The 7,169-nt window shown below is 38.4% G+C and carries 6 protein-coding genes; 5 read left to right on the top strand and 1 reads right to left on the bottom strand.

The genetic code is table 11. The annotated features are described in order from the left end of the window. Positions 1 to 136: 136 nt before the first annotated feature. The 3 genes from GNE10_RS36610 to GNE10_RS29795 all read left to right on the top strand — a co-directional run bounded on the left by GNE10_RS36610 (position 137) and on the right by GNE10_RS29795 (position 2,840). Positions 137 to 238 (top strand): type II toxin-antitoxin system ParD family antitoxin, encoded by a 102-nt coding sequence (locus tag GNE10_RS36610; RefSeq protein WP_397326658.1) that lies wholly within the window; start codon positions 137 to 139, stop codon positions 236 to 238. A 196-nt stretch (positions 239 to 434) separates the two neighbouring features. Continuing rightward, the gene (locus GNE10_RS29800) at positions 435 to 1,028 is read left to right on the top strand and encodes a Uma2 family endonuclease (protein WP_185569352.1); all 594 of its coding nucleotides are present in this window, start codon (positions 435 to 437) and stop codon (positions 1,026 to 1,028) included. Between the two features lie 741 nt (positions 1,029 to 1,769). Then, positions 1,770 to 2,840 carry a Photosystem Q(B) protein 1 gene (locus GNE10_RS29795; RefSeq protein WP_185569350.1) on the top strand — a complete coding sequence of 357 codons (1,071 nt, stop codon included), beginning with the start codon at positions 1,770 to 1,772 and terminating at the stop codon, positions 2,838 to 2,840. A 75-nt stretch (positions 2,841 to 2,915) separates the two neighbouring features. On the opposite strand, the gene GNE10_RS29790 is transcribed toward GNE10_RS29795, so the two are convergent. Next, positions 2,916 to 4,277 carry an ATP-binding protein gene (locus GNE10_RS29790; RefSeq protein WP_185569348.1) on the bottom strand — a complete coding sequence of 454 codons (1,362 nt, stop codon included), beginning with the start codon at positions 4,275 to 4,277 and terminating at the stop codon, positions 2,916 to 2,918. Between the two features lie 820 nt (positions 4,278 to 5,097). On the opposite strand from GNE10_RS29790, the gene GNE10_RS29785 reads away from it, so the two are divergent. Together GNE10_RS29785 and GNE10_RS29780 are read left to right on the top strand one after the other, a co-directional pair. After that, positions 5,098 to 6,150, top strand: coding sequence for a permease (locus tag GNE10_RS29785; RefSeq protein ID WP_185569346.1), 1,053 nt, complete (start codon positions 5,098 to 5,100; stop codon positions 6,148 to 6,150). A gap of 131 nt (positions 6,151 to 6,281) precedes the next feature. Next, a complete protein-coding gene (locus GNE10_RS29780) occupies positions 6,282 to 7,055 on the top strand; it encodes a TIGR03943 family putative permease subunit (RefSeq protein WP_185569344.1) in 774 nt (257 codons plus the stop codon). The last annotated feature ends 114 nt before the right edge of the window (positions 7,056 to 7,169 follow it).

Below are 7,169 nucleotides of genomic sequence, written 5' to 3'. Positions count from 1 at the left end.
TTGATATATTACAACAAAATCCATTAATACAAGAAATTATTAACTTCTTATTATCTGTTATTCCTTCTTCTATTTCCATGACATAAAATGGCAAAAACTACCACAATATAGAAAAACAGATTTATAAAATAACTTTGTGAAAAGTATCAATATTTTCTTACCTGACACCATGCGAGCTTATGTAGAACAACAGGTAGCTGAAGGTAGTTACAGCAGTGTCAGCGAATATTTTCGTTAATGAGTGGGACAAGACAAAAAAAATAAAGCTAAAGAACATTTGAAAACAATGCTTTTGGAAGGATTCAACTCTGGAAATGCAATAAAAATAACTATTCAAGATTGGGAAGATATCAGCCAAACAATTCAGAGTACAAATTCACGATTAATTAATCAGCAGCGCTAACTATAATATACTTAAGATTTCATACAAGAATATGATTCCACAAACTCTAGACAAACTGACTACCCTTGAAGAACAACGGTTTCTATTACCTGGTCATTACACTTGGGAAGAGTTTGAAAAACTTGAAGCCTTAATAGGAGATGCACCAGGTTTGCGGATAACTTATCTTGATGGGTGTGTGGAATTTATGACTCTTGGCGAACAACATGAAATGCTAAAAAAAGTAATCGCTATATTGCTCGAAGCTTACTTGTTTGAATTACGTATAAATTTTATCCCTGTAGGTAGTGCTACTCGTCGTGCTAAGGAAAAAAGTGCTTCATTTGAACCTGATGAATCTTATTATTTAGGAGAAAAGAAAGAAAATCCCGATTTAGCAATTGAAGTAAATATTACTAGTGGCAGTATTGATAAATTAGAAAAATATAAGCGGTTTAAAATTTCTGAAGTCTGGTTTTGGGAAAATAACCAAATATCTGTATATCACCTAACTAATGATAATTACGATAAAATCACTCAAAGTAAATTACTGCTCAATTTGGATATTAATTTGTTAGTACGTTGTGTTTTAATGCCTTCAATAATTGAAGCAAGAACAGAGTTTCTCAAAGGAATTCAGCAGTAATTTTTGAATATAACTGTACAAATATAGCGTTTCCTAGTCTGCTGAGGTACAAATCTCTGTGTAACTCTGTCTTGAAAGTGGGGAGTAGGGAATGGGAAAAGACCACTTTCATATTTGACTATGAAACTCGCTTCATCTTGATTGCCTTATACCATTTCACTTTATAAATGATACAAATACAAGCTCAGCCTTCCCACAGGGTACAGCTGTTGCGTAAGCGTAGGGGTGAACAGCCGTTCGCCCGTACAAGTTATTTTATGTGTATCAATATTTTGGTGAATTGGTATTAGAGGCAATATAGTAATAGCCAAGGTGGTTAAAACATTAGACTTTCACCCAGTCACCAGTTCCTTGCTATTGATTAGATTAATTTATAAGCGCCGTATTTCTTCACAAGTTCCTCAAATTTTTGCTCTAACTTCAAGATAGAGATATTTAACTATTGCTTGAAGTACCTTGATAATTCAGGACTTTTCCATACTACTCATGTTGTATATAGGTCGTAACTGTCACTAGCTTTTTTACTATATACGTCATATACAACATATAAAATCAGCGAAATTATCTGAGAAAACGGCGTTGCTAAATGAAATGTATGAATTAGTCTCACGTATTTGCCTTTGTGCGTTACCGATTTCTTCTTTGCAAAGAATTGTTATTGAGTCATCGCAAAAATCAATTCATACTCTGATTCAGCAACACCAAAATTTTCAACTTGGAATTGCTTAGGAGTTACAGATTATGAGTACCATTGCTCAACGTCAAAAAGAATTTAATTTTTTTGATTTCTGGGACAGTTTTTGTAGCTGGATTACCAGCACAGAAAACCGCATTTACATCGGCTGGTTTGGTGTGTTGGCGATTCCCACCTTGTTAGCCGCCACTACCTGTTTTGTTTTGGCTTTTATTGCTGCTCCTAGTGTGGATATGGACGGTATTCGTGAGCCAATTAGAGGTTCGCTGATGGATGGTAATAACTTTATTACAGCCGCAGTTGTGCCGACTTCCGCCGCTATTGGTTTGCACTTTTATCCTATTTGGGAAGCTGCATCAATGGATGAATGGCTCTACAATGGCGGGCCATATCAATTTATTGTGCTGCATTTTCTCATTGGTATTTGGTGTTTAATAGGACGATTTTGGGAATTGAGCTATCGTTTGGGAATGCGACCTTGGATAGCGATCGCTTATTCTGCACCCGTCATTGCTGCTACTTCTGTTTTATTAGTTTATCCCATTGGTCAAGGTAGTTTTTCTGATGGTTTACCTTTGGGAATTGCTGGAACTTTCCACTTTATGTTGGCTTTCCAAGGCGACCACAATATCCTCATGCACCCATTCCATATGTTGGGTGTAGCGGGTATTTTTGGCGGTGCATTATTGAGTTCTTTGCATGGTTCTTTAGTGACTTCAACGCTAATTCACAATACTGATGAAAATGAACCAATTAATGCCGGATATAAATTTGGTCAGCCCAAATTCACCTACAATTATTTAGCAGGACACTATAGCTTTTTGGGACGGTTATTGATTCCTACCTTTGCTAGTAAAAATCATCGTGCTTTCCATTTTTTATTAGCAGCTTTACCAACGGTGGGTATTTGGTTTGCAGCAATGGGTGTATGTTCAATGGCATTTAATCTCAATGGTTTTAACTTTAATCATTCCATCTTAGATAGTCGGGGTGAAGTCATTAGAACTGACGCTGATATTTTGAACCGTGCCAATCTTGGTTTAAATGCAATGCACGCTCCCAATGTCCATAATTTTCCTTTGGTTCTCTCTGGCGGTCAGCCTATTCCAGTTAGCTAAAAATTCCCCATATCAATTTTTATAATTTTTCAACCTGCCTCTAATTCTGGGCAGGTTTTTTTAGCTAAAATTCAATCAAACTAAGGGTAAAATAATTTCAAATTCAGTCCCCACACCTGGTTGCGATCGCAAATTAAATTTACCGCCATGTTTGACAGTTATAATTCGATAACTAACTGCTAAACTAGTTTCTTTACCATTTTTGCTTTCTAAAGAAAAAGATTCTAAAATTTGCTCTTGCAATTCTTGAGACATTCCAGGGCCGTTGTCGGCAATGCGAATTAAAATCCAGCGAGAATCTGGTGCATGTGGTTTACTGGGTTTTTGTGAAATCACCTCTGTAGTAATCTTAATTTGGGGTTTTTTAAGAGTTTTTTTATCTTCTAGATGCAGTTGTTGTCTCACTGCTTCATTCAGTAAAGTATCCACAGCTTCGCTTAAAAGATTAATTAAAACCTGATTCAATTGCCCCATAAAGCAATACACTGGTGGCAATTGTCCATAGGATTTGATGATTTCAATTTCTCCTTGAATCCGGCTATGAATTAATAAAATAATATTATCAATACAGGTGTGTAAATCTATAGGTTTGGGGTAAAGTTCATCGAGATGACAGAAATTTTGTAAACTGGTGACTAGTCTTTTTAATCTTTCGGCTCCAGTGCGAATACTAGCAAGGGATTGCAATAAATCTTGTTCTAAAAAATCAAATTCAATTTCTTCTTTCAGTTTCTCGATTCTCTGAGAAAAAGATGGTAATTCTTGGTCGTAAGCTGCTATTAATTTGAGTAAATCTTGGCTGTAAGTTGAAACGTAAGTTATGTTTCCCCAAATAAAACCCACGGGGTCTAAAATTTCGTGGACTACACCATCTACCAAACGCCCCAGACTTGCCATTTTATCATTTTGAATCATTTGGGCTTGGCTACGTTCGTATCGGACAAAATTTTTGATACCGCGAATTTGCCAAGAAATAAAATTTAATTCCTGGACATCTAATAATCTGTAAGCACCACAAGCAGTTTGCACTACAATTGGTTCTGATAATAATTCTGGCGATCGCTTTAAGCTCAGTTGCATGGCAATTAAAATTAATGTCGTCTCACCAAGCAGCAAAATCGGCGTGCGTGCATAGCTGTAGAGTGTGCCTAATGGTTGCTGAATAAACAACTCTCGTCCATAAGGGCGAATTAAAAATTCTAAAAGTCGTCGCCGCGAAATCATTCCCACGAACTCGCCCTGCTCTACTAAAATTATTCCTGGTAGCAGTGGATATTTTTCTAAAAAATGAGCCACTTCCCCAGCAGTACAACTAATTTCCACAGGGAAGTTGTACATCGATAGTTCTTGGAGAGTCGAATCTAAATTGAGATCGCCATCGCTACCAACAGACAAAAACGGCGGCGAGATATGACAACAACTGAATTCTTCTGGCACTATACACCCTAATTTTGGCAAGACAAGTCAACAATAAGCTAATATCTTAGCCTCTGTCATTAATTAAAAGGAGTGGGAAAAACCCTTCGGGTAGGGAAAAGGGAAAAGGGAAAAGGGAAAAGGGTAGATGAGGGATCTTTCCTTTCCCCTTTGCCCCTTCCCCTTGCCCCTTCGCCTTTCCCTACACTGCTCCATCTCTTGTACTAAAATTTGCCCTTGCCTTTTTAAGGTTTTTGTAGTAAAAAATCAACCAAAGCTCAAATATTGGTTATCCATCCTTGGGCACGGGGCATTGACAAAGGAAAAAGCACAAAGTCTGTAGCAAGATCCCCCAGAATGCGCCGAGTTTTGGTGATAAAGTGGTGATTCGCTATGTGTCTTCTGTTAGCTTCTAGCTTTGACATCCGTCAAAGTACAGAACTTTTAAACAGAGGACTTTTGACAAACAGCGATCGCCAAATGTTCAATAACTGTAAATCCTTGATGAAAATATAGCCCAGCTAATATCTGATTTAGGAAATTACTGTCAGTATAAACATAGGGAAATTTCAAAACATCTATGCAGCTACTTGCCCCTTATAATTGGAACAATTTCTGAACTTAAGCAATCTTAGGAATGGTCATCATCAGTACATCTACTCAGATAAATATCACTATATGCTTTAAATCCAAGGCTTGCAGCGCTTTAACTTTAATCAAACCGCACGATAGCTTGTTATTTAAACCATATTTAATTTTTCCGAACTGCTTTTGATCCCCATTTCGATAGAATGACAAGGCAGAACCCTAAAACTCAAAACCGCTTTTGACAGCGACGCCCATGAATCAACTCAACAATGGTTTTACGCTATTTCTAAGTCTGCTAGTCGAGGCGATGCCTTTTTTGCTTCTTGGGGTTTTATTCTCCAGTTTGCTGCTATTTTTCGTTGATGAGCGCAAATTAGTAGAAAAAATGCCCAGGAATCCGCTTTTGGGTGCTTTAGTTGGCAGTATGATCGGCTTTTTATTTCCGGTGTGTGAATGCGGGAATGTACCGGTAGCGCGGCGGTTCCTAATTCAAGGAGTACCCACACCAGTGGCAATTGGTTTTTTGCTAGCAGCACCAACAATTAACCCAGTTGTCATTTGGGCAACTTGGACAGCCTTTCGAGATCAGCCAGAAATAGTAGTATTACGGGTTGTATTTTCTCTATTAATTGCCACAATTATCGGCTTTGTTTTCAGTTTTCAAAAAGACTTAAATCCCATAGTCCAACCTGCAATCGCTCGCTATATGAAATTTAATCCTCCCGCGTCGCCTGAAACTAAACGGCGTGGTAAGGGTTACCAAGTACAACAGGAATCAACAGTACCGAATATCTTGCAATCAGGGACTTATATTTTAGGAGGAAAAGCAGGTATACCGCTGCGGATAGATCCGAATTCAATACCGCCTACCATCATTTCAACACCTAACAAACCCTTTGCAGATAAACTACGTCTAGCGATAGATAATAGCGTTCAAGAATTACGAGAATTAGGCGGAGTCATGGTTTTAGGAAGTGCCATCGCCGCCGCTATTCAAGTCCTAGCACCGCGTGAATTAATTCTCAGTTTGGGCGCTGGCCCCATTACTTCAATTGTAGTCATGCTGATATTGGCAGTGGTGGTGTCAATTTGTTCTACAGTTGATTCTTTCTTTGCCCTGTCTTTTGCTTCAACTTTTAGCAGTGGTTCATTACTAGCATTTTTAGTATTTGGCCCCATGATTGACATCAAAGGTGTAGGTTTGATGTTATCGATTTTTAAGCCCAAAACTATCTTTTACCTATTTGCCTTAGCAGGACAATTAACATTTCTGTTCACACTTTTCCTCAATTTGCACGTCTTTTAAAAACTCTTTGTTGTTTGTTAATTGTTGGTTTTAACCAATGGCCCATACTTCTCTGCGAGAGGCTGCGCCAACGGCTACGCTCATTACAAGTACCCAATGCCCAATGCCCAATGCCCAATGCCCAATAATCAATGACTAAAAAAAATCCCAAACCAAAAATTCCAATTCTCCTATTTCCTTGGCTAGATGCCCTAGCAATTACAACTTGGGGTATTTTGATGCTGAGATATTGGCTAACTAACAAGCTGAACCTATTGATTCATCCCAATTATTTTTCCTTGGTAATTGTCTGTGGTATCAGCTTAATTCTTATTGGTTGCTTCAAAATCCTGGAACTATGGCAACGACGCCGCCGGGATGTCATACCAAACAGCCAGCATATTAGTTTATTTCCCCCCGGTTGGGGTAGTGCATTATTATTAATTGCAGCAATTTTGGGTTTCATCATTACACCCCAAGTTTTTGCTAGTGATAAAGCACTGCAAAGAGGTGTAACGGCTGATTTATTGGGAACCACACGCATTAAACCCCAAGCCTTTCGAGTATCTGTTCGTCCGGAAGAGCGAACGATTGTAGACTGGGTACGCACCCTAAATGTCTATCCAGAACCAGATTCTTACACAGGACAAAAAGCTAAGGTACAAGGATTTGTCATTCACCCATCAGATTTAGGCAAACAGTATTTATTTTTAGCAAGATTTGTTTTAAGTTGCTGTGCAGCAGACGCTTATCCCATAGGATTACCCGTCAAACTCCCCAACGATGGAGAAAGTTTCCCCGCCGATACTTGGCTAGAAGTTGAAGGGCAAATGATAACAGAAAATCTCTCAGGTAAACGTCAACTTACCATTGCTGCTACTTCTTTGAAAAAAATTCCTCAACCGCAGAATCCTTATAGTTATTAGTTATTGTCAATGTTGAGTTAGGAGTTAGGAGTTAGGAGTTAGGAGTTAGGAGTTAGGAGTTAAGAATTAAAAGCAATTATTCCCCATCTCCCCATCTCCCCATCTCCCCATGCC

The organism is Nostoc sp. 2RC, assembly GCF_014222165.1.
Classification (GTDB): domain Bacteria; phylum Cyanobacteriota; class Cyanobacteriia; order Cyanobacteriales; family Nostocaceae; genus Nostoc; species Nostoc linckia.
Note: the sequence above shows the minus strand (reverse complement) of the source record. Positions and strands in the feature narration are given on the sequence as shown.

Excerpts from the sequence above, each read along its gene's own strand:
- GNE10_RS29800 (WP_185569352.1), top strand. The coding sequence starts at position 435 with ATGATTCCACAAACTCTAGACAAACTGACTACCCTTGAAGAACAACGG.
- GNE10_RS29795 (WP_185569350.1), top strand. The coding sequence starts at position 1,770 with ATGAGTACCATTGCTCAACGTCAAAAAGAATTTAATTTTTTTGATTTC.
- GNE10_RS29785 (WP_185569346.1), top strand. The coding sequence starts at position 5,098 with ATGAATCAACTCAACAATGGTTTTACGCTATTTCTAAGTCTGCTAGTC.
- GNE10_RS29780 (WP_185569344.1), top strand. The coding sequence starts at position 6,282 with ATGACTAAAAAAAATCCCAAACCAAAAATTCCAATTCTCCTATTTCCT.